Annotated in this window: 20 protein-coding genes; 10 read left to right on the top strand and 10 right to left on the bottom strand. The window is 72.1% G+C overall.

What is annotated here, in order from left to right; all coding sequences use genetic code 11:
- Positions 1-162: 162 nt before the first annotated feature.
- Positions 163-318, bottom strand: a complete 156-nt coding sequence (locus tag ACCP09_RS27900) for a hypothetical protein (RefSeq protein WP_433751547.1) — start codon at positions 316-318, stop codon at positions 163-165.
- A 54-nt stretch (positions 319-372) separates the two neighbouring features.
- Positions 373-1206, bottom strand: a complete 834-nt coding sequence (locus tag ACCP09_RS27895; RefSeq protein WP_027933102.1) for a helix-turn-helix transcriptional regulator — start codon at positions 1204-1206, stop codon at positions 373-375.
- A gap of 100 nt (positions 1207-1306) precedes the next feature.
- Here ACCP09_RS27895 and ACCP09_RS27890 point away from each other — a divergent pair, with 100 nt between their 5' ends.
- Genes ACCP09_RS27890 through ACCP09_RS27880 form a run of 3 tightly spaced genes read left to right on the top strand, consistent with a single transcriptional unit; the run spans position 1307 to position 4158 of the window.
- Positions 1307-2719 (top strand): MFS transporter, encoded by a 1413-nt coding sequence (locus tag ACCP09_RS27890; RefSeq protein ID WP_433751545.1) that lies wholly within the window; start codon positions 1307-1309, stop codon positions 2717-2719.
- A 52-nt stretch (positions 2720-2771) separates the two neighbouring features.
- The gene (locus tag ACCP09_RS27885; protein WP_123684317.1) at positions 2772-3296 is read left to right on the top strand and encodes an RNA polymerase sigma factor; all 525 of its coding nucleotides are present in this window, start codon (positions 2772-2774) and stop codon (positions 3294-3296) included.
- Positions 3289-4158: a VOC family protein gene (locus ACCP09_RS27880; RefSeq protein ID WP_378334473.1), complete on the top strand. Its 870-nt coding sequence runs from the start codon at positions 3289-3291 to the stop codon at positions 4156-4158. Before ACCP09_RS27885 ends, ACCP09_RS27880 begins: the two co-directional genes overlap by 8 nt.
- 1 nt (position 4159) lies before the next feature.
- On the opposite strand, the gene ACCP09_RS27875 is transcribed toward ACCP09_RS27880, so the two are convergent.
- Positions 4160-5464 carry a UDP-glucose dehydrogenase family protein gene (locus ACCP09_RS27875; protein ID WP_433751543.1) on the bottom strand — a complete coding sequence of 435 codons (1305 nt, stop codon included), beginning with the start codon at positions 5462-5464 and terminating at the stop codon, positions 4160-4162.
- Positions 5465-5622: 158 nt separating this feature from the next.
- Between ACCP09_RS27875 and ACCP09_RS27870 the strand changes: the two genes are divergently transcribed.
- Positions 5623-6381 (top strand): SDR family NAD(P)-dependent oxidoreductase, encoded by a 759-nt coding sequence (locus tag ACCP09_RS27870; RefSeq protein ID WP_431903479.1) that lies wholly within the window; start codon positions 5623-5625, stop codon positions 6379-6381.
- On the opposite strand, the gene ACCP09_RS27865 is transcribed toward ACCP09_RS27870, so the two are convergent.
- The gene (locus ACCP09_RS27865) at positions 6378-7517 is read right to left on the bottom strand and encodes an erythromycin esterase family protein (RefSeq protein WP_378365060.1); all 1140 of its coding nucleotides are present in this window, start codon (positions 7515-7517) and stop codon (positions 6378-6380) included. The genes ACCP09_RS27870 and ACCP09_RS27865 overlap by 4 nt on opposite strands.
- Positions 7518-7599: 82 nt before the next feature.
- On the opposite strand from ACCP09_RS27865, the gene ACCP09_RS27860 reads away from it, so the two are divergent.
- Positions 7600-8304, top strand: coding sequence for a TioE family transcriptional regulator (locus tag ACCP09_RS27860; RefSeq protein WP_433751540.1), 705 nt, complete (start codon positions 7600-7602; stop codon positions 8302-8304).
- A 427-nt stretch (positions 8305-8731) separates the two neighbouring features.
- On the opposite strand, the gene ACCP09_RS27855 is transcribed toward ACCP09_RS27860, so the two are convergent.
- The gene (locus tag ACCP09_RS27855) at positions 8732-10366 is read right to left on the bottom strand and encodes a TM0106 family RecB-like putative nuclease (protein WP_378337022.1); all 1635 of its coding nucleotides are present in this window, start codon (positions 10364-10366) and stop codon (positions 8732-8734) included.
- Between the two features lie 103 nt (positions 10367-10469).
- Here ACCP09_RS27855 and ACCP09_RS27850 point away from each other — a divergent pair, with 103 nt between their 5' ends.
- Positions 10470-10934, top strand: a complete 465-nt coding sequence (locus tag ACCP09_RS27850; RefSeq protein ID WP_400983404.1) for a DUF6474 family protein — start codon at positions 10470-10472, stop codon at positions 10932-10934.
- Here ACCP09_RS27850 and ACCP09_RS27845 read toward each other — a convergent pair whose 3' ends face one another.
- From ACCP09_RS27845 to ACCP09_RS27830, 4 genes are read right to left on the bottom strand one after another with little or no spacing between them, the layout of a single operon-like run.
- Positions 10935-11897: a glycine betaine ABC transporter substrate-binding protein gene (locus ACCP09_RS27845; RefSeq protein WP_027933111.1), complete on the bottom strand. Its 963-nt coding sequence runs from the start codon at positions 11895-11897 to the stop codon at positions 10935-10937.
- Complete coding sequence (locus ACCP09_RS27840) at positions 11894-12670, bottom strand: ABC transporter permease (RefSeq protein WP_027933112.1); 777 nt, start codon at positions 12668-12670, stop codon at positions 11894-11896. The genes ACCP09_RS27845 and ACCP09_RS27840 overlap by 4 nt, the downstream gene beginning before the upstream one ends.
- On the bottom strand, positions 12667-13812 hold the full coding sequence (locus ACCP09_RS27835) for a betaine/proline/choline family ABC transporter ATP-binding protein (protein WP_037322742.1): 1146 nt from the start codon (positions 13810-13812) through the stop codon (positions 12667-12669). Before ACCP09_RS27835 ends, ACCP09_RS27840 begins: the two co-directional genes overlap by 4 nt.
- 37 nt (positions 13813-13849) lie before the next feature.
- Positions 13850-14497, bottom strand: a complete 648-nt coding sequence (locus ACCP09_RS27830; protein ID WP_027933114.1) for an ABC transporter permease — start codon at positions 14495-14497, stop codon at positions 13850-13852.
- A 189-nt stretch (positions 14498-14686) separates the two neighbouring features.
- Here ACCP09_RS27830 and ACCP09_RS27825 point away from each other — a divergent pair, with 189 nt between their 5' ends.
- The 4 genes from ACCP09_RS27825 to ACCP09_RS27810 all read left to right on the top strand — a co-directional run bounded on the left by ACCP09_RS27825 (position 14687) and on the right by ACCP09_RS27810 (position 17633).
- A complete protein-coding gene (locus ACCP09_RS27825; RefSeq protein WP_433751536.1) occupies positions 14687-15241 on the top strand; it encodes a hypothetical protein in 555 nt (184 codons plus the stop codon).
- 25 nt (positions 15242-15266) lie between these two features.
- Complete coding sequence (locus tag ACCP09_RS27820) at positions 15267-16001, top strand: YcnI family copper-binding membrane protein (RefSeq protein ID WP_027933116.1); 735 nt, start codon at positions 15267-15269, stop codon at positions 15999-16001.
- Positions 16001-16534, top strand: coding sequence for a copper resistance CopC family protein (locus tag ACCP09_RS27815; RefSeq protein WP_433751534.1), 534 nt, complete (start codon positions 16001-16003; stop codon positions 16532-16534). Before ACCP09_RS27820 ends, ACCP09_RS27815 begins: the two co-directional genes overlap by 1 nt.
- A gap of 73 nt (positions 16535-16607) precedes the next feature.
- A complete protein-coding gene (locus ACCP09_RS27810; RefSeq protein ID WP_123684324.1) occupies positions 16608-17633 on the top strand; it encodes a copper resistance D family protein in 1026 nt (341 codons plus the stop codon).
- Positions 17634-17788: 155 nt separating this feature from the next.
- On the opposite strand, the gene ACCP09_RS27805 is transcribed toward ACCP09_RS27810, so the two are convergent.
- Positions 17789-18697, bottom strand: a complete 909-nt coding sequence (locus ACCP09_RS27805; RefSeq protein ID WP_084022699.1) for a phosphotransferase family protein — start codon at positions 18695-18697, stop codon at positions 17789-17791.
- Positions 18698-18699: the final 2 nt, after the last annotated feature.

The following is an 18699-nucleotide window of genomic DNA, read 5'->3' as shown; positions in this document are numbered from 1 at the left end:
GGTACGCGCGAGGTCAGGGCAGGCGCGCGGCCGCCTGGGCCGGCATCTGGTTGTGCGGCGGCTCGAGCGGTCCCCACGGCCGGGTCTTCTCGGCCGGGTCTTCTCGGCAGGGGCAGGCACGCCACGAGGCGGACCGGACGAGCTGCTCCTCGTGCGGCAGCGTCAGGCCCGAGCACTCCCGGTCTTCTCCCACACGGGCGGCCCCACCCGGAGCTGGATCTGCCGGTTGCGGTCCCGGTGATCGGCGACCACGGCCGCCACCGCCGAGCCGATCGGGAAGCGTTCCTTCGCGGCCGCCCATTCCGCGTCGTTCATCATCGATCTCGACCTCGGTCAGCGGCCCGCCCTGGTACGGCCGCCGGTTCCGCAAGATCAGCGGGCCGCGAGCTTCGCGGCCGTCTCGCTGTCCGCGGGGGTGTAGGTCGTCAGGCGGACCTCGGAGCGGCGGCCGAACCACAGGTGCGTGTAGTCGAAGCTCAGCAGGCCCGCCTCGGGGTGCACGAAGCACTTCGTGAGGTTCCGCATCGGCTGGACGTCGTGCTGGTTCCAGATCGCCTCGAACTCCGGTGACTCCCGTCGCAGGCGTTTGACCAGCGCCTTCCAGCCCGGCTCGGCGACGTGCTCGGCCATCGACGCGCGGAACTGCGCCACCGAGCGCGGCAGGCCGTCCTCCCAGTCCCGCAGCCTCGCCCGCCACCGCGGGTTCGTGAAGGCCAGCAGCATCGAGTTGCGCTCCTCGACCGGCACACTCCCGACGTCCATCAGCCAGTCGTAGGTGCGGTTGTAGGCGAGGATGTCGGTGCGCGCGTTCTGCACCGCCGCGGGGAACGGCTCCAGCTGGTCGAGGATCGCTCGGATCTGCGGCGTGACGACCTTGCAGTCCTTCTCCATCGGCGGCTCGGGCGCGCCGGCGAGGGTGAACAGGTGGCTGCGCTCGTGCTGGTCGAGCTGCAGGGTCCGCGCGATCGCGGTGAGCACCTGCTCGGACGCGTGGATGTCGCGGCCCTGCTCCAGCCACGTGTACCAGGTGACCCCGACCCCGGCGAGCTGGGCGACCTCCTCGCGCCGCAGCCCGGGTGTGCGGCGTCGGCCGCCCGCGGGCAGGCCGACCTGCTCGGGCGAGATCCGTTCCCGGCGGCTGCGCAGGAACGCGGCCAGCTCGGCGCGGCGGATCTCGTCGGCGGACATGCGCACGGCGGTGGTCATGGTGCCAGCCTGGCACGCGCCCGATCCTGTTACCAGGTAGTCCCGGTACCTGGATCAACGCTATCTGGTACCAGGCTCCGCGGGAGCCCACCGTGGAACCATGACCACAACCCTGGCGCCGGCCGAGACCCGGCTGGCACTCACCCGCGGTGGGCTCGCCACCGTGCTCCTGGGGGCGGCGCTGGCGCCCATCGACCTGTACATCGTCAACGTCGCGCTGCCCACCATCAATGCCGACCTGCACACCACCGCCGCCACGCTGGAGTGGATCGTCGCCGGTTACGGCCTCGCGTTCGCGCTGCTGCTGGTCGTCGGCGGGCGGCTGGGCGACGCGTTCGGCCACCGCCGCGTGTTCTCCCTCGGCCTGGCCGCGTTCACCCTGACCTCGCTGGTCTGCGGGCTCGCCCCGAACGCGGGCGTGCTGGTCGCGGCCCGCGTCGTCCAGGGCGCGGCGGCCGCGCTGGTGGTGCCGCAGGTGCTCTCGATCATCCAGGCCACCACCTCCGGCGAGCGGCGCTCCCGGACCATCGGCTACTACGGCGCCACCGGCGGCATCTCGATGGTCGTCGGCCAGCTCCTCGGCGGGGTCCTGGTGTCGGCCGACCTGGCGGGCGGCGGCTGGCGGCCGATCTTCCTGGTCAACGTGCCGATCGGGCTGCTCGGCCTGGTGCTGGCCTGTCGTCTGCTGCCGGACACCAGCGCGAACCACCCGCTCGGCGTGGACCTCCGGGGCACCGCCCTGCTCGGCCTGACCCTGCTCGCGCTGCTCGTGCCGCTGATGGAGGGCCAGGCGCTCGGCTGGCCGGCGTGGTGCTGGGCGCTGCTCGTCGCCGTCCCGTTCGCCGCGGCCGCGTTCGTCGCCGTGGAACGCCGGCTCGAAGCACGAGGCGCGACGCCGCTGCTGCCGCCGTCGCTGGCGCGGATGCCGAGCATGCGCCGCGGGCTGATGGTCGGCGTGCCGTTCTTCGCCGGGTTCGGCGGGTTCCTGTTCGTCTACGCGCTCGTGCTGCAGGACGGCCTGCGTCTCGGCCCGCTCGCGTCGGGTCTCGCGCTCGCCCCGATGGCCGTCGCGTTCCTCGTGTTCTCGCTGCTCAGCAGCCGGTTCGTGGCCCGGCTCGGGCGTCACGTCATCGTGCTCGGCACGGCCGTGCAGGTGCTCGGGCTGCTCACCCTCATCGGCACCGTGCTGCTGTCCTGGCCGGACGTCACGGTCCTCGCCCTCGTCCCCGGCATGCTGGTGACGGGCGCCGGGCAGGGGCTGGCCGGGCCGACGCTCTTCCGGGTCGTCCTGTCGCGGGTCCCGGCGGACAGCGCGGGCGCGGGCAGCGGCATGCTCACCACGACCCAGCAGAGCGCGCTCGCGCTGGGCGTCGCGACCATGGGCACCCTGTACGTCGCGCTGGCGGGCACTTGGGGCGCGCAGGACGCGTTGCTGCTGGTCACCGGCCTGCAGGCGACCGTGATGGCCGTCGTCGCGGTCGCCGCGCGGCGCTTGCCGGACCCGCGCGGCTGAAAATCCGCGCGAAGGGCGTCGGAGAACCGCCTCCCCGGACGACGATGGGGGTGTGAGCGAACCGCGGGTACGACCGGACCCGGCCTTCGCGCTGCTCGACCTCTACGAGACGGCGCTGCCGGAGGTGTACGGCTACCTGCTCGCGCGCTGCGGTGACCGGGGCGTGGCCGAGGAGCTGACCTCGGAGACGTTCCTCGGCGCCGTCAGCGCGTGCCGGAACCCGGGGGCGCCCCCGGTGAGCACGCCGTGGCTCATCGGGGTGGCCCGGCACAAGCTGATCGACCACTGGCGGCGGCGGGAGCGCGAGGAACGCGGGCTGCGCGTGGTGCACGAGTCCGAGGCCGGTTCGGTGGACCCGTGGGACGCCGAACTGGACGCCCTGCTGGCCCGCGAGGTGCTGGAGTCGCTGGGCGCGCACCACCGGGCCGCGCTGACGCTGCGGTACCTGGACGGTCTGCCGGTGCCGGAGGTCGCCCGCCTGCTGGGCCGGACCGTGCACGCCACCGAAGCATTGCTGGTCCGGGCGCGATCCGCGTTCCGGGCCGCCTACCGGGAGAAGGAGGTGCGTGATGACTGACCCGTTCGACGCACTCCGCACCCCGGTCCAGCCGGTCGCCCCCGATCCGCGGTTCGCCGCCGAGCTGCGCGAGCGCCTGCGTCGCGCTGTGTTGAACGGAGGAGAGATGACCAGCACGGAAGCACCCGCACGGGCGGAACTGCACTCGCTGACCCCGTACCTCGCCGTGTCCGACGCGCGGCGGGCTCTGGACTTCTACGTCGAAGCCTTCGGCGCGCAACGCCGCGGCGACCCCATCGTCATGGCGGACGGCCGCATCGGGCACGCCGAACTGGCGATCGGCGACAGCGTCCTGATGCTGGCCGAGGAGTTCCCGGAGATCGGGCACCAGACGGCCACGGGCGGGGCGAGCATCCGGATCGAGCTGTCCGATGTGGACGCCGCGGTGGCACGCGCCGTCGAGCTGGGCGCGCAGGTGCTCGACCCGGTGTCCGACCGCGGGCACGGCCGGTCCGGCTCGATCCGCGACCCGTTCGGCCAGCGGTGGCTGCTCGCCCAGGCGCCGGTCCGGGCCAGCGGACAGGACACCGCGCGGCACGGCCAGGCCATGTACTTCACCTTCCAGGTCCCCGACGACGAGGCCGCGAAGGCGTTCTACGGCAGCGTGCTCGGCTGGCAGTTCTCCCGGGGATCCGTCGAAGGCGCCTGGGGTTTCCAGGGGCCTGGCCTGGAAGGCGGCCTGTGGGGCGGGCCGCGGCAGGTCGGCTGGAAGCTGATGTACGCGGTCGACGACGTGCACGCCGCGGTCGAGCGTGTCCGAGCGGCCGGCGGTCAGGTGACCGAAGTGGACCGCAAACCGTACGGCCTCACCGCCGACTGCATCGACAACCAGGGCATCGAGTTCTGGCTCTGGCAGCCGTGAGTCACCCCGGCAGAGCGACGCGGGCCGGACGGGGGCGGCCGAGGCCCACATAGGACAGTCCGGCGTCCGTGATGGTCCGCGGCTCCAGCAGGTTCCGCGTGTCCACCACCCCGTCGCCCTGCATCAGGTCCGCCACGTAGCCCCAGTCCAGTTTGGTGAACTCGGCCCACTCGGTGAGCACGACGATCGCGTCCGCGTCCTTGGCCACCTGGTACGGGTCGTCGACCACGGTCATGCCGGGCAGCGCCTCGCGCACCGCCGGGTCGTAGGCCGTGACCTCGGCCCCGTGCGCGGCGAGCATCGAGGTCACCGACAGGGCGGGCGAGTCGCGCAGGTCGTTGGTGCCGGCCTTGAACGCAAGGCCCAGCACGCCGATCCGGGCGGCGGCCAGGCTGCCGCCCACCGCGCCGGCGATCTTCGCGACGATCCGGTCCCGCTGCGCGATGTTCTCCACGATCGCGGCGGTGAGCAGCGAGAAGTCGAACCCGACGGACTCGGCGACCTGCACCAGCGCGTGCGTGTCCTTGGGCAGGCAGGAGCCGCCCCAGCCAGGGCCGGGCTTGAGGAACGACCGGCCGATGCGGCGGTCGTGGCCCATCCCCTCGGTCACCGACACGATGTCCGCGCCGAGCCGCTCGCACAGTTCGGCGATCGCGTTGACGTAGGACAGCTTCATCGCGAGGAAGCAGTTGGCCGCGTACTTGACCAGCTCCGCGCTGGCCGCGTCGGTGATGACGTTCGGCGCGGACAGGTCGCGGTAGAGGTCGGCGATGCGGCGCGCGGCGGCCTCGTCGTCGGAGCCGACGACGATCCGGTCCGGGTGCATGAAGTCGGCGACCGCGGTGCCCTCGCGCAGGAACTCGGGGTTCGCGACCACCGGCACGTCGTCGCGGCCGAGCAGGGCGCGGATGCGCTGGGCGGTGCCGACCGGGACGGTCGACTTGGTGACCACCGCGGACCCGGCGGGCAGGACGTCGGCGATCTCGGCGATCACCGCTTCGACGGCGCGGAGGTCGGCGGCGCCGCCCGCGCCCATCGGCGTCGGCACGCACAGGTAGACGGCCTCCGCGTTGGCCACCGCAGCGCGGGACCCGACGACGAACCGCAGCCTTCTCGCGGCGAGCCCCCGGGTGACCAGTTCCTCCAGGCCGGGCTCCAGGATGTCCACCCGTCCCGCGGCGAGCCGGGCCACCTTGACGTCGTCCACGTCCACGCAGGTCACCTGGTGTCCGAGGGCGGCGAGGCAGGCCCCTGTGGTCAGTCCGACGTATCCGGTGCCGATCACGACGATGCGAGCTCCGCTCATGCTGCCGACGGTGACAGCCGCAGTTGACCGCAGTCCTAACGGAAGTCGTCCGCGCCGGGTACGTCGCGCGACGGGTGAGGAGGGCCACGCCGGGCGCGGGCAAACGAGCGTTAACCTCGTGTGCAGAGCAGAGTGGCCGGCCACGGAAGGAACCGTTCATGCAGATCAAGGACACCGCCGCGATCGTCACAGGTGGTGCGTCGGGGCTCGGTGGCGCGACGGCGAAGGCGCTCGCCGAGCGGGGCGCGCACGTGTTCGCGCTGGACCTCGCCGCCGGGATCGAGAAGGCGGAGAAGGTCGAGGGCATCACCTACGTCGAGGCCGACGTGACCGACGGTGACCAGGTCGCGGCCGCGGTGGAGCAGGCCGCGGGCGGGTCGGTGCCGCTGCGGGTCGTGGTGAACTGCGCCGGCATCGGGCCGTCCGCGCGGATCCTGTCCAAGAAGGGCAGGCACGACCTGAACCTGTTCCGCAAGGTCGTCGAGGTCAACCTGATCGGCACCTTCAACGTGACGACCCTGGCCGCCGAGGCGATCGCCAAGACCGAGCCCGCCGAGGACGGCGCCCGGGGTGTCGTCATCAACACCGCGTCGGTCGCCGCCTTCGACGGGCAGATCGGGCAGGTCGCCTACTCGGCGTCGAAGGGCGGTGTCGCCGGGATGACCCTGCCCGCGGCGCGTGATTTGGCCTCGCACGGCATCCGGGTCATGACGATCGCGCCGGGCATCATCGACACCCCGATGCTGGCCACGGTCTCCGACGAGTTCCGGGCCGGTCTGGCGGCGGGGGTGCCGTTCCCGAAGCGCCTCGGCCGGCCCGACGAGTACGCCCAGCTCGCGGTGAACATCGTCGAGCACGACTACCTCAACGGCGAGGTCATCCGCATGGACGGCTCGCTGCGGATGGCGCCGCGCTAGGCGCGCAGCACCAGGGCCTGGGTGTCGGTGCCGGCGGTGACGTGCAGGATCGCGTCGGCGCCGTCGACCGTGGCCTGGTCCAGCGGGAAGTAGCCCTGCATCGGGTTGGTGTCGGTGCGCGTCTCCGCGGCAGCGAGCTCGCGCGCCGGCACCAGACCCCACTCGTCGACGCGGCTCTGCAGCCTGCCCTCGAAAGTCTCCGGCCCGGGTTCGCCGAGGTCGATCGCCTTGCTGCTGCCCAGGCTGCCGACGATCAGCCGGTACCGCTCGCCCACCAGCGACGAGACGATGGCGCCCGCGCTGGACCAGTTCATGTCCATCGGGCCCAGCCGCATGTGGCTCTCGTTGCGCTGCAGGTGCCGGTTCTGGCCGAACACCAGGACCGGGCCGCGCTCGGCGTCCTGGATGTCGAGCAGGTTCTGGGCCATCATCGCGTCGCGGAACGCGCTCATCCGGGTCCAGCGGGCGCTGTCGTCGACCGGTTCCGCGGCCTGGCGGTGGTACCGCAGCAGGCCGAGGCCCGCGGTGAGGTGGATCCGCGCCCGGTCCCACTCGGCGCGTGAGGTCGCCGCGATCAGCATCGGCGCGCCGGCGTGGAGGGTGACCAGCATGTCGTCGGCGATCACGCGGAGCCGGTCCGCCTCGGGCGTCGCGCCGGGCGATTCGGCCGCCTTCAGCACTGCCTCCGTGCGGTTCCACCGCTCGTCGTCGCCGGTGAGGGCCGCGATGTCGTGGTCGAGGCCCAGGTAGTCCCGCGCGTGCTCGAGGTAGGTGCGCGGGCTGGGCGCGTTCATCATTTCCGTGGAGACGTCGAAGCCGTGGAAGGCGAGCGGCCGCTCGGCGGTCTCGTTGTACTCGCGCATCCAGGCGATCAGGCGCCGGTTGTTGTCGAGCTCGCCGAAGCGGTGCGAGAAGCCCTCGCGCATCACCGTGTCCAGGTCGCCGACGCCGTGCTGGACGTAGTCGTTCACCGCGAGCGCGGCGACGCGGTCGGTCTCCAGTGCGATCGCGGTGACCGCACCGGCCAGCTCGGCGAACAGTTCGTTGCGGATCCGGGCGAAGGCCGATTCCAGGTGGGCGGGCTCGCCGAAGGCCAGAAAGTCGACGTCCGGGGCGAGTAGTTCTCGAATGTCCATGAGCCTCAATCGTATCGTTGAAAGAACGGTTGAGACTTTTGTTGGACCTGGTCTCGGTGGAGTGCGCTAAAGTCTCCAACCAGTGGTCACCTTGAAACCGGCGGATCTCGCGCGCGAGCACGGCATCTCGACGCAGGCGGTGCGCAACTACGAGCGGGACGGCTTCCTCCCGCGGGCCGACCGCACGCCCAGCGGCTACCGGGTCTACACGGAGGTGCACGCCGCGGCGCTGCGGGCATTCCTGGCGCTGGTGCGGGCGCACGGGCACGCGATCGCCGGGCAGATCATGAACGCGCTCCACGAGGGCAGGCTCGACCACGCGCTGACGCTCGTCGACCGCGGGCACGCCCAGTTGCTGCGCGATCGGGAGACGCTGGACTCGGTGCGCAAGGCGGTCGGGCACCTGACCGAAGCCCCGTCCGTTGCGGAAGGGCCGGCGCGGACGATCGGCGAACTGGCGCGGAGGCTCCGCGTCACGCCGGCGACGCTGCGCAAGTGGGAGGAGGCGGGCATCATCTCGCCCACCAGGGATCCGGCCACCGGGTACCGCCTCTACCAGGCGGCCGACGTGCGCGACGCGGAACTCGCGCACCTCCTCCGGCGCGGCGGCTACCTGCTGGAACACATCGCGGAGGTCGTGCGGCAGATCCGGACGGCAGGCGGAACCAAGGCACTGGCCGACGCGCTGTCGGCGTGGCAGGGGAAGCTGACCGCCCAGGGGGTGGCGATGCTGGAGGCCGCCACGCAGTTGAGCGCCTACCTCCGGGTGACCGAGGCTTCGGGCTGACCGCGATGGCACGGCGGGGATGGCGAGGCCGGGATGGCACAGCCCAGGCACAGGCCCATGAGCCGAGACCGGTGCGGGCACAACCAGGGCACGGAAGCCCACCATCTCAGGCCGGGACGGCGCAGCACCGGCAGGTAAGCCCGTGAGCCGAGACCGCGATGGCACAGCCCAGGCACAGGCCCGCGAGCCAAGACCCGGATCGCACGGCGGGGATGGCGCAGGCCCAGCCAGGCTGCAAATCGCGACCGGGATAGCGCCGACCCAGGCAGGTGAGCGCACGAGTGAGCGAGCCGCCTCCCGCGCAGTGCGCGGTCAACGCCCGTCGGCGGGTCACCAGCAACAGAAGCGCCAGGGAAAGCGCCACCAGGCGGCGCCACAGCCCCGCCGGCTGGTCACCGCCAGGGGAAGCACCACCGCGCGGTGGTGCCTACAAATCGCCCATGAACGGGATGCCGTTCGCGGTCGTGGTCATCCACTCGCGCAGGGCGTGCGTGGCTCGCACGTCGTCCTCGTTGTAGCGCAGCAGTCGGTCGCGCTGGGTCAGGTCCGGCTCGCCGCCGTCCATGCCGACCGCCTGGCGGTACCAGCGCATCGAGGCCTCGCCCCCGGCTTCCGGGTCGCGCCAGGTGAAGCCGGCCACCGGGGCGACCACCTTCAGCCCCTTGCCGCGGGAGCACAGGAACTGGTCGGACACGCTGCGGAACAGGTCCACCCACTCATCCGAATCCACAAAGGACTGGATCTCGGCCTTGGCAGGCATGCCGGGGTGGTCGCCGAACCGCTCGACCGAGCCGAAGAGCCAGCGGTTCTCGGCCATCGCGTTGTAGCAGTAGGCCCGGAACGTGAGGCCGGCCGCGCGGGTGCGCTCGCGGACGTCACGCAGCCAGGTCCAGAACTCCGTGAACGACCGCGCCTCGTCCCCGGTCGGCAGCGGCTGCCAGGTCACGAACGCTCGGTAGCCCTGCTCGACCCCGATGTCCGCGCCGCTGAGCAGGCATCCCCACAGGTAGGCGCCGGACTCGCCGAAGGACTCCATGTCGATGTCGACCTCGACGTCCGCGCGCGCCACCTCGACCTCGCGGACGCGGCGCACCATCGTCAGGTCCGCGAGCCACGCCCTGGCCAGCGCGACGGCGTCGGCGAACGGCCCGGACGTCCAAATGATCGGCGGCTCGTCGTCCGGGTCGAGCGCGGCGAGCTTGTCCACTGTGGAGACCCCGGCGCGGCGCAGCTCCATCGCGTCCTCACCGCGCACGACCAGGCTCACGTCCCGCATCGCGGTCAGCTCGACTTCGCACGTCGGCCACCACGGGCAGGTGCGGCACTCCAGCACGCGGGACGGCTCGGCCAGCGCGGGCCCACCGGAGCGGGCGGCCTCGGCGATCGCCAGCCGGTCGGCGAAGCGAGTGTCGTACTCGGTCAGCGCCGTGCGGCCGTTCGGCCAGGTCGCGGCGGACAGGTCGTGCCACAGCACCACGTCGGCGTCCAGGCCGATGACACCGCCGACCAGCCGGTCCGCCGCCATTCCGTGCGCCTCCAGCATGCGGCGCAGGTGGGCCAGCCGCATCTGGTCACGCGGGTGCGAGCGGACCCGGCGCGCCGGGTCGGGGATCGCGTGCCGCGGGTCGAGGTCGTGCGGCGGCGTGGTGACCGCGCCCGCGCCCGGGTCGGTGATGCGGTGGCGCACCACCAGCACCGGCAGGTACCCGCCCTCCGCGCGGACCAGCAGCTCGGACCCGCCGCGGCGGTGGCCGGCCCGGTCGGCGGGCAGCAGCGCGCCCCAGATGTAGTCGGCGCCCTGCGCCATCGCCTGCTGGGTCGCGGCGGCCCGCTCCGGCGGCGGCAGCTCCCGGTCGACGACCACCCAGCTCGCGCCCGGGTTGGCCGCGATCAGCCGGTCGCGGATCTCGGCGCGGTGCGCGGCCGCGTCGGCGATCCGCTGCTCGGCCGACGGGTCCGGCGGGGCCAGCGGCACCTCGCGCATCGCCGGGTCGTGTTCGAGGTGCACACGACGACGGCAACGGCTCACCGCGCCGGCCTCGAGCAGCACCTCAGGTTCCATGACACCCACTTTAGAGAGGACCACCGACAGTTCCGCGCCGAGTGTGACCGGCGCATTACGTGTCGGACATGCTCCGGCTTGTGCGTGCCGCTACATTCAGCCCATGGCTCGCAAGAAGACCAAGACGCCGGCCGAGACGGGCATCACGCCGAAGAAGGCCAAGAACGCGGTCGCCGTGGCGAAGATCGTGGTGCCCGCGGTGGCTCCCGCGCTGGCACCGCTCGCGGTCAAGGCGGCGAGCGCGGTCCGCGACGCCTACGACCACTACCAGGCGCGGCGCCTCGGGGTGCCGATCGACCAGCTGTCGGAGTTCACCGGCCGCGGCGCGCACCTGCTGGCGCGCATCGCCGGCACGTCCGAGGCGCTGGCCGAGGTGCGCAAGGCCGAACGCGCGAGCGACGACGACGTCCGCTTCGCGAACGACTCGCAGGCGACGCTCGAACAGCTGACCGCCGCGGTCCGGGCCGCCGAGCGCATGCCCGGCGCGCGCCGCAAGGCCGCGCACCAGGCGGTGACGGCCGAGCTGGAGCGGATCGAGGGTCAGCTGCTCAAGCGCCTCGGCGTCTAGCTACTGGATGAAGCCCTTCGCGACCATCCAGTCGCGGGCGACCTCACCGGCGTCGCGGCCGTCGACGTCGACCTGTTTGCACAGCTCGATCATCTGCTGGTTGTCCAGCGCCTTCGCGACGGGTTCCAGCACCCCGCGCACCGCCGGGTGCGCGTCCAGGAACTCCTTCTTCATCGTGACCGCCGCGTTGTACTGCGGGAAGAACCGCTTGTCGTCGGCAAGGACGCGGAGGTTCAGGCCCGCGATGCGGCCGTCCGTCGTGAAGATCTCGCCGAAGTTGCAGGTGCCGCTGGCCACCGCGGAGTAGATCGCGCCCGTGCCGAACGTCTTCACCTCCGTGGTCGGGAAGCCGTAGGTCTTCTGCACGCCCGGCATCCCGTCCTGGCGGCTCGCGAACTCCGTCTCCACGCAGAAGATGGCCTGTTCCGGGTGCTGCTTCAGGAACTCCGTCATGTCCGAATTGGACCGCAGGTTGTGCTGCTGGGCGTAGGCCTCGGTGGTGGCGAACGCGTACGTGTCGTTCACCGGCGAGTAGTCCAGCCAGGTGATGCCGAACTGCGCCTCGTCGGCCGCCTTCGCCGCGTCGAACTGGGCCTTCTCGTCCGGGATCGGCTCGGTGTTGCCCTGGTAGGAGATCCACGCGGTGCCGGTGTACTCCCACGAGATGTCGATCTGCCCGTTGATCAGCGCCTGTCGCGCGGAGTTCGACCCGCTGATGTTCGTCAGGTCGGTGATGTCCGCCCCGGCCGCCGACAACGCCAGCTCGGCCATGTAGCCCAGGATGATGTTCTCGGTGAAGTCCTTCGACCCCACCGCGATGTCCACGCCGTCCAGGCTCGGCACCGGCCGGATCGACCCGGGCTTCACCTCGTACGGCAGCGCCGCGTTGACGTCCAGGCCACACGCGGTGAGCGAGGTCGTCAGCAGCGCGGCTCCGAAAATCGCCTTCCAGCGGTGCTTCACGCCAGCCCCCTCGGTCCGAAGACGCGTTCCATGACCGCGCCCAGCCAGTCGATCAGCAGTGCCAGGCCGACCGCCAGGATCGCGCCGGTGACCAGCACCGGGACGCGGTTGAGCTTGTACCCGGTGTCGATCAGCTCGCCGAGCCCGCCGCCGTTGACGAAGAACGCCAGCGTCGCCGTGCCGACCGCCAGCACCAGCGACGTCCGCAGCCCGGCCAGGATCAGCGGCACCGCCAGCGGCAACTCGATCCGGAACAGCACCGCGCGGCCGGACATGCCGATGCCGCGGCCCGCGTCGATCAGCGCCGGGTCGACCGAGTTGATGCCGACGATCGTGTTCCGCAGCACCGGCAGCAACGAGTAGAACGCGATCGGCAGCACCGCGACCCAGAACCCGTCCCACTGGGTCCACAGGAAGAACAACACGATCACGCCGAGCGCGGGCGCGGCCTGCCCGATGTTCGCGATCGTCAGGAACACCGGCGCGATCGGCCGCGCCCAGGAGCGGGTGAGCACCGCGCCGAGCGGCACCGCGACGCCGACCACGATGACCGCGACCGCGACCGTGATCAGCAGGTGCTGCCACGTCGCCTCCAGCAGCCGGGCGGCGTTCAGGTTCTGCGCCTCGATGGCGTCGTTGTCCCGCAGCAGCGCCCAGGCCACGACCGCGGCGACGACCACCACGACCACCGCGGGCTGCACCAGCAGGCGCGCCCGTTCCGCGCGGCGGGAGCCGGATTCGGTGGTGAACCCCTTGTCGACGGTCGTGGTCACGCCGGTCCCCCGTCGTCGGAGTGCTCCTCGCGCAGCCGCTGGATCGTGCCCATCACGGTGTCCAGCTCGATCATCCCGGCGTACTCGCCGCGCGCCCCGGTGACCGGCACGCCGCCGCCCTCGACGAGCATCGCCTCCAGCGCGTCCTGCAGCGTCGACTGCAGGCTCACGTAGTCGCCGATCGGCTTGCCGACCCCGTCCAGCGAGGTCGCGCTGCCCAGGTCGCGGACGTGCACCCAGCGGACCGGGCGGCGGCGGTGGTCGAGCACCAGCGCGTAGGTGCGGCGCTGCTCGGTCATCTGCCGCCGCAGCTCGGCGGGCGAATCGCCGATCGTCGCGGTCACCGTGTCCTGCTTCAGCTCGACGTCGCGCACGCGCAGCAGGGTGAGCTGCTTGAGCGACGCGCCCGCGCCGACGAACCCGGCGACCGTGTCGTCGGCCGGGTTGGCCAGGATCGCGTCCGGGGTGTCGTACTGCAGGATCTTCGACTGGTTGCCGAGCACCGCGATCTTGTCGCCGAGCTTCACGGCCTCGTCGAAGTCGTGGGTCACGAACACGATCGTCTTGCCCAGTTCGGACTGCAGCCGCAACAGCTCGTCCTGCAGGTTGCCGCGGGTGATGGGGTCGACCGCGCCGAACGGCTCGTCCATCAGCAGCACCGGCGGGTCGGCGGCGAGCGCGCGGGCCACGCCGACGCGCTGCTGCTGGCCGCCGGAGAGCTGGCGCGGGAACCGGTCGTGGAACTGGGCCGGGTCGAGCCCGACCAGGTCGAGCATCTCGTCGACACGGTCGGCGATCTTCTTCTTGTCCCAGCCGAGCAGCCCGGGCACGACCGCGACGTTCTGCGCGACCGTGAAGTGCGGGAACAGCCCGGCCTGCTGAATCGCGTAGCCGACCTTGCGGCGCAGCCGGTCCGGGTTGAGGCTGAGCGCGTCCTCACCGCCGATGGTGATCCGGCCGGAAGTCGGCTCGATCAGCCGGTTGATCATCCGCATCGTGGTCGTCTTGCCGCAGCCGGACGGGCCGACCAGGATCACGATCTTGCCGGCCGGGATCGTCATGGTGACGTCGTCGACCGCGGGCTGGCGCGAGCCGGGGTAGCGCTTGGTGACGTGCTCCAGCTGGATCTCGACGCCGGACACCGCGCCGGATTCCGCCTGTGCGGGAGATTCGATGGTTTCAGACACGGACACCCCTGGGAACGGTGAAGCGGGAGATCAGGACGTAGATGCCGTCGAGGATCAGCGCGAGGACGACCACGCCGATCGTGCCGGTGAGGGCCTGGTTCATGGAGTTGGTGCTGCCCGCGTTGGTCAGCCCGGCGAACACCTCCGACCCCAGGCCCGGCCCCTTGGCGTAGGCGGCGATCACCGCGATGCCCATCAGCATCTGGGTGGCGACGCGCATGCCGGCCAGGATCGCGGGCCAGGCCAGGCGCAGCTCGACGCGCGTGAGCACGCCGAACCGGCTCATCCCGATGCCCTTGGCGGCGTCGGTGACCGCGGGGTCGACCCCGCTCAGCCCGACGATGGTGTTCCGCACGATCGGCAGCAGCGCGTACAGCACGAGCGGGATCACGCTGGGCGCCACGCCGAGCCCGACGATCGGGATCAGCAGGCCGATCAGCGCGAACGACGGGATGGTGAGGACCGTGCTGGCCAGCGCGGTGGCCAGGGCCGATCCGATGGGGCTGCGGTAGACCGCGATGCCGATCAGCACACCGATGACGGCGGCGATGATCGTGCACTGCACCACGGCGCTCACGTGGAGCCAGGCCTGCAGCCCGAGCCTGCTCCACCGATCGGCCACGTATTCGAACAGGTTCATCCCCGGTGGCCGCCTCCTCCCGGTTCGGTCGTTCACTCGTCCGGCCTACCCACCGTTGCCGAAAAACATGAAAGTCTCAACTACCGACACTGGGTTACGGTCCGAGTGGGACCGGTTTCCGGACCTCTCCCAGCGTTCACCACCCGGGATGCCGTCGCATGATCATCACCGGTCTCATACCCTGGATCGGTGAGCAAGCGACCCCAGCGACACGGAGCGTCACGCACCGTGCGCGGCGTCCTGCTCGCGCTCACGTCCGGCGGCCTTGCCGTCAGCGCGCACGCGCTCGCCCACGGCGGGCTGCCGGACACCGCGCTGACGCTGCTGCTCGTCCTGCTCGTCGGCTGGACCGGCACCGCGGTGGCCGACCGCACCCGCGGCCCGGTCGGCGTGCTCGCCGTCCTCGGCGCGGCCCAGCTGCTGATGCACGTCGTGCTCGACGAGCTGATGCCGCACGCCGGCGACATGCCCGGCGCGATGTTCGCCGCCCACGCGGGCGCGACGGTCGTGACCGGACTGCTGCTGGCGCACGCCGAAGCGCTGCTGGACGTCGCCGCCGCGCGGTTGTCGCTGCTGCTCCCGGTCCTGTTCGGACCGCTCCCGCCGCCGGTCCCGCTGCCCGCCGCGCCCGCTCCGGCGCCCGGCGTGCCGCAGGTGCAGGTGTTGTTGAACCGGATGCACGCGCGGCGCGGCCCGCCCGCGCGCCCGGCGCACCACACCCTTCACCTCAGCGCAGCGCGCTGACCCACTTCACTTCTTCAGGAGCATCATGACGAACAACGCCGTCATCCGGCGCGGGCTCGTGCTGGCCGGCACGGTCGGGATCGCGGGTCTGCTGGGCGCGGGCGTCGCGTCCGCGCACGTCACCGCCAACGTCCTCGGCTCGGAGCCGCAGCAGGGCGGGTACGGGGCGATCACCTTCCGCGTGCCGAACGAGGAGGAGAACGCCGCCACCGTCAAGGTGGAGATCGACTTCAAGCCGGAGTACGCGATCAGCTCGGTGCGGTACCAGCCGATCCCCGGCTGGACCGCGGAGGTCACCAAGACCCCGCTGCCGGCGCCGGTCAAGAACGGCAAGGGCCTCGACGTCACCGAGGCGGTCACGAAGATCGTCTTCACCGCTCAGCCGGGCACCAAGATCGGCCCCGGCGAAACCCAGTACCAGGACTTCGGCATCACCGCGGGCTCGCTGCCCGCGGTCGACGAACTGGTCCTGCCCGCGATCCAGACCTACGACAACGGCGCGGTCGTGGCGTGGGACCAGGTCCAGGCGGCCGGCGCGGAGGAGCCGGAGCACCCGGCCCCCACCGTGTCGCTGGCCGCGGCTTCGGCCTCGGGCGACTCGCACCACGCGAAGACCGCCGCCGCACAGGCCGCGGCGGAGGAGTCCGCCTCCACGGACGACACGGCCCGCTGGCTCGGCGGCGCCGGGCTGGCCGTCGGCGCGCTCGGCCTCGGTGTCGGCGCCGGGGCGGTCCTGCGCTCCCGGAAGGCGTCGAAGTAATGCGCCGCCTGCTCGTCACCGTCGCCACCGCACTGGTCGCACTGGTCGTCACCGCCACCCCGGCGCTGGCGCACAACGTGCTCGTCTCGTCCGACCCGGCCAAGGACGCCGTGCTCGCGACCGGGCCGTCGAAGATCACGCTGACCTTCGACGCGCCGGTGCAGGGCGGCAACGTCAACCAGGTCTCGGTCACCGGCCCCGGCGGCACGCAGTGGGCGGAGGGCGACGTGCAGATCAGCAGCAACGTCGTCACCGTCGGCGTGCGGCCGCTCGGCCCGGCGGGGCAGTACACCGTCGGGTTCCGGATCCTGTCCGCCGACGGGCACCCGGTCATCGGCGCGGTGCCGTTCACCCTCACCACGGCTGGCAACGGCACCCCGGCCACGGCCAGCGCCGCGACCGGGGCGGACACGGCCGCGCCCGCCGCGCAGTCCGGCGGCGGCGTTCCGGTGTGGGTGTGGATCCTCGGCGCGGTGGTCCTGCTGGCCATCGGGCTGACCTTGGCTCTGCGGATGGGCAGGGAAAAGGCATGACTCCGCGACAACGACGCATGAGCATCGCAGGGCCGGCCGCGGCCCAAGGAGCGCAGCGGGGAGGCGTCGCGGCATGACTACGGCGGCCGGGGCCACCTCGCAAGTCCGTTACCAGGCGATCGTCGCGATCGTCACCGCGGCGCTGGCCGGCGCGCTGATCGGCGTCGCGCTGACGGCCACCGCGCCGGTGCCCGGGGTGGCGGAGGTCAGCGAGGTGGTCTCGGTCGCCATCCCGATCGTCCGCGTGCTGCTCGACCTGGCCGCGGTGACGACGATCGGGCTCGCCCTGCTGTCCGTGCTGGTCGGGTACGACCGGCCGAAGCTCACCGAGCCGATCATGCGCCGCGCCCGTCCGATCGCGCTCGCCGCGTCGCTGGTGTGGACGACGACCGCGCTGGTCACGCTCGTCCTGCAGACCGCCGAGTACCGGCCGCAGGTGCCGACGGTGAGCTTCGCCGACATCTGGGACTACGTGGTGCAGGTCGGCGCGGGCAAGGCGCTGCTCGTCGTCGCCGTGCTCGCGCTGGTCCAGGTCGGGCTGGGGGTGCTGACGCTGCGGCACGGCGAGAAGGTGCCTGCCGAGGTGCGCGTCGGGCTCGGCCTGTTCGCCCTGCTGCCGCTGCCGGTGACCGGGCACGCGGCGAACTGGGACTACCACGACTACACGATGATCTCGATGGAGCTGCACGTCATGGGCGCGGTCGCGTGGACCGGCGGCCTCGGCGCGATGGTCGTGCTGCTCGCCGCGAACCGGACGCTGCTCGCGCACGCGCTGCCGCGGTTCTCCAAGCTGGCCACCCTGTGCCTGGTCCTGGTGTCGGCGACGGGGCTGTTCAACGCGGTGGTGGAGATCCTGCTCAACCCGACGATCGGCCTGTTCACCGCGTTGTTCACCACGCCGTACGGGCAGCTCGTGGTGCTCAAGCTGCTGTGCGCGGCGGGGATCGCGGTGCTCGGGGCGATGGTCCGGTGGAAGCTGATGCCGCGGATCGTCCGGCACGAGCGGACCGCGCTCGCGACGTGGGCGACGCTCGAGCTGACCGTCATGGGGCTCGCGTTCGGCTTCGCGGTGGTGCTCACCCGCGCCCCGGTCAGCTAACCGTCAGTAGCTGCAAGTTGCACGCGTGGGGGACCGATTAATCCACCCGGGGTGACTAGCCGGGCCGAAGTTCGCACCGCTCGCACAGGGATCCGGACATACGACGAGCGGTCTTCTGCGGTCGGTAAATGTCCCCGATTTTCCCACGATGTGGACTAGCGGTAGCGGGCCCACTCCGTGCCGGCACGGCCCGCGCGCAGGTCGCCCAGTCGTCGCCGCAGCTCGCCGCGCACGTGCGGGTGGCTGCGCAGGATCGGCAGCACACTGGTCACGAGCTTGAGCTCGCGGGCGGCCCGCAGCACCGCGAACCCGTCCCAGGCGGTGACGTCGAAGCCGTAGACGTCGGCGAGCATGCGGTACCGGCCCGCCGGGTCCCCGAACCGCTCGCGGCCGACGGCCAGCGGCGTGAGGTCCCATTCCGGCGGGCCGAAGCACGCGGAGTCGAAGTCGCACAGCACCGGTCCGTCCGGGCCGACGATCACGTTGCCCGGGTGCGCGTCGCCGTGGATCAGGCTCCGGTCCAGCGGGAACTCCAGCTCGCCGAGCGCCGCTTCGACCTCGGCGCTGCGGCGCAGCAGGAACCGGCGGTCGTCCGGGTCGAGCTCCTCCGCGTCGGCCACGCGGGCCCGCACGTCCGCCAGCGGCGCCCATTCGCCGACGCCGTCCGGCGCGGGCAGGGCGTGCACCCGGCGCAGCAGTCTGCCCAGGTCGGCGGCGTTCGCGCGGCGCTCACCCGGCGGCACCCGGACCCACGCCGTGACGACGTGCTCGCCGACGTGGATCGGCTGGCCGACTCCGGGCAGCAGGCGGATCGCAGGCACGTCGTTGGCCTCGAAGTGCCGTGCGACCTCGACGACCTTGGCGACCCGGTGCCGCAGCGCACGCGACCCGACGATGCGCATCACGACCGGCGCGCCGGCCAGCTCGTAGACCGCGTTGTTGGTGAACCGCAGCAGCCGCGCGCCGCGGTGGTCCAGACCCAGCAGGGCGCACGCCTCGGCCAGCACGGCGGCCAGTTTCTCCTTGGTGAACCGGCCGTCCAGCTCGTCCGCGACGGTGCGCATCG

It is taken from the genome of Amycolatopsis sp. 3B14, assembly GCF_050958625.1.
GTDB lineage: Bacteria > Actinomycetota > Actinomycetes > Mycobacteriales > Pseudonocardiaceae > Amycolatopsis_E > Amycolatopsis_E thermoflava.
The sequence above is the reverse complement of the archived record's forward strand: the minus strand, read 5'-3'. Positions and strand labels throughout refer to the sequence as shown.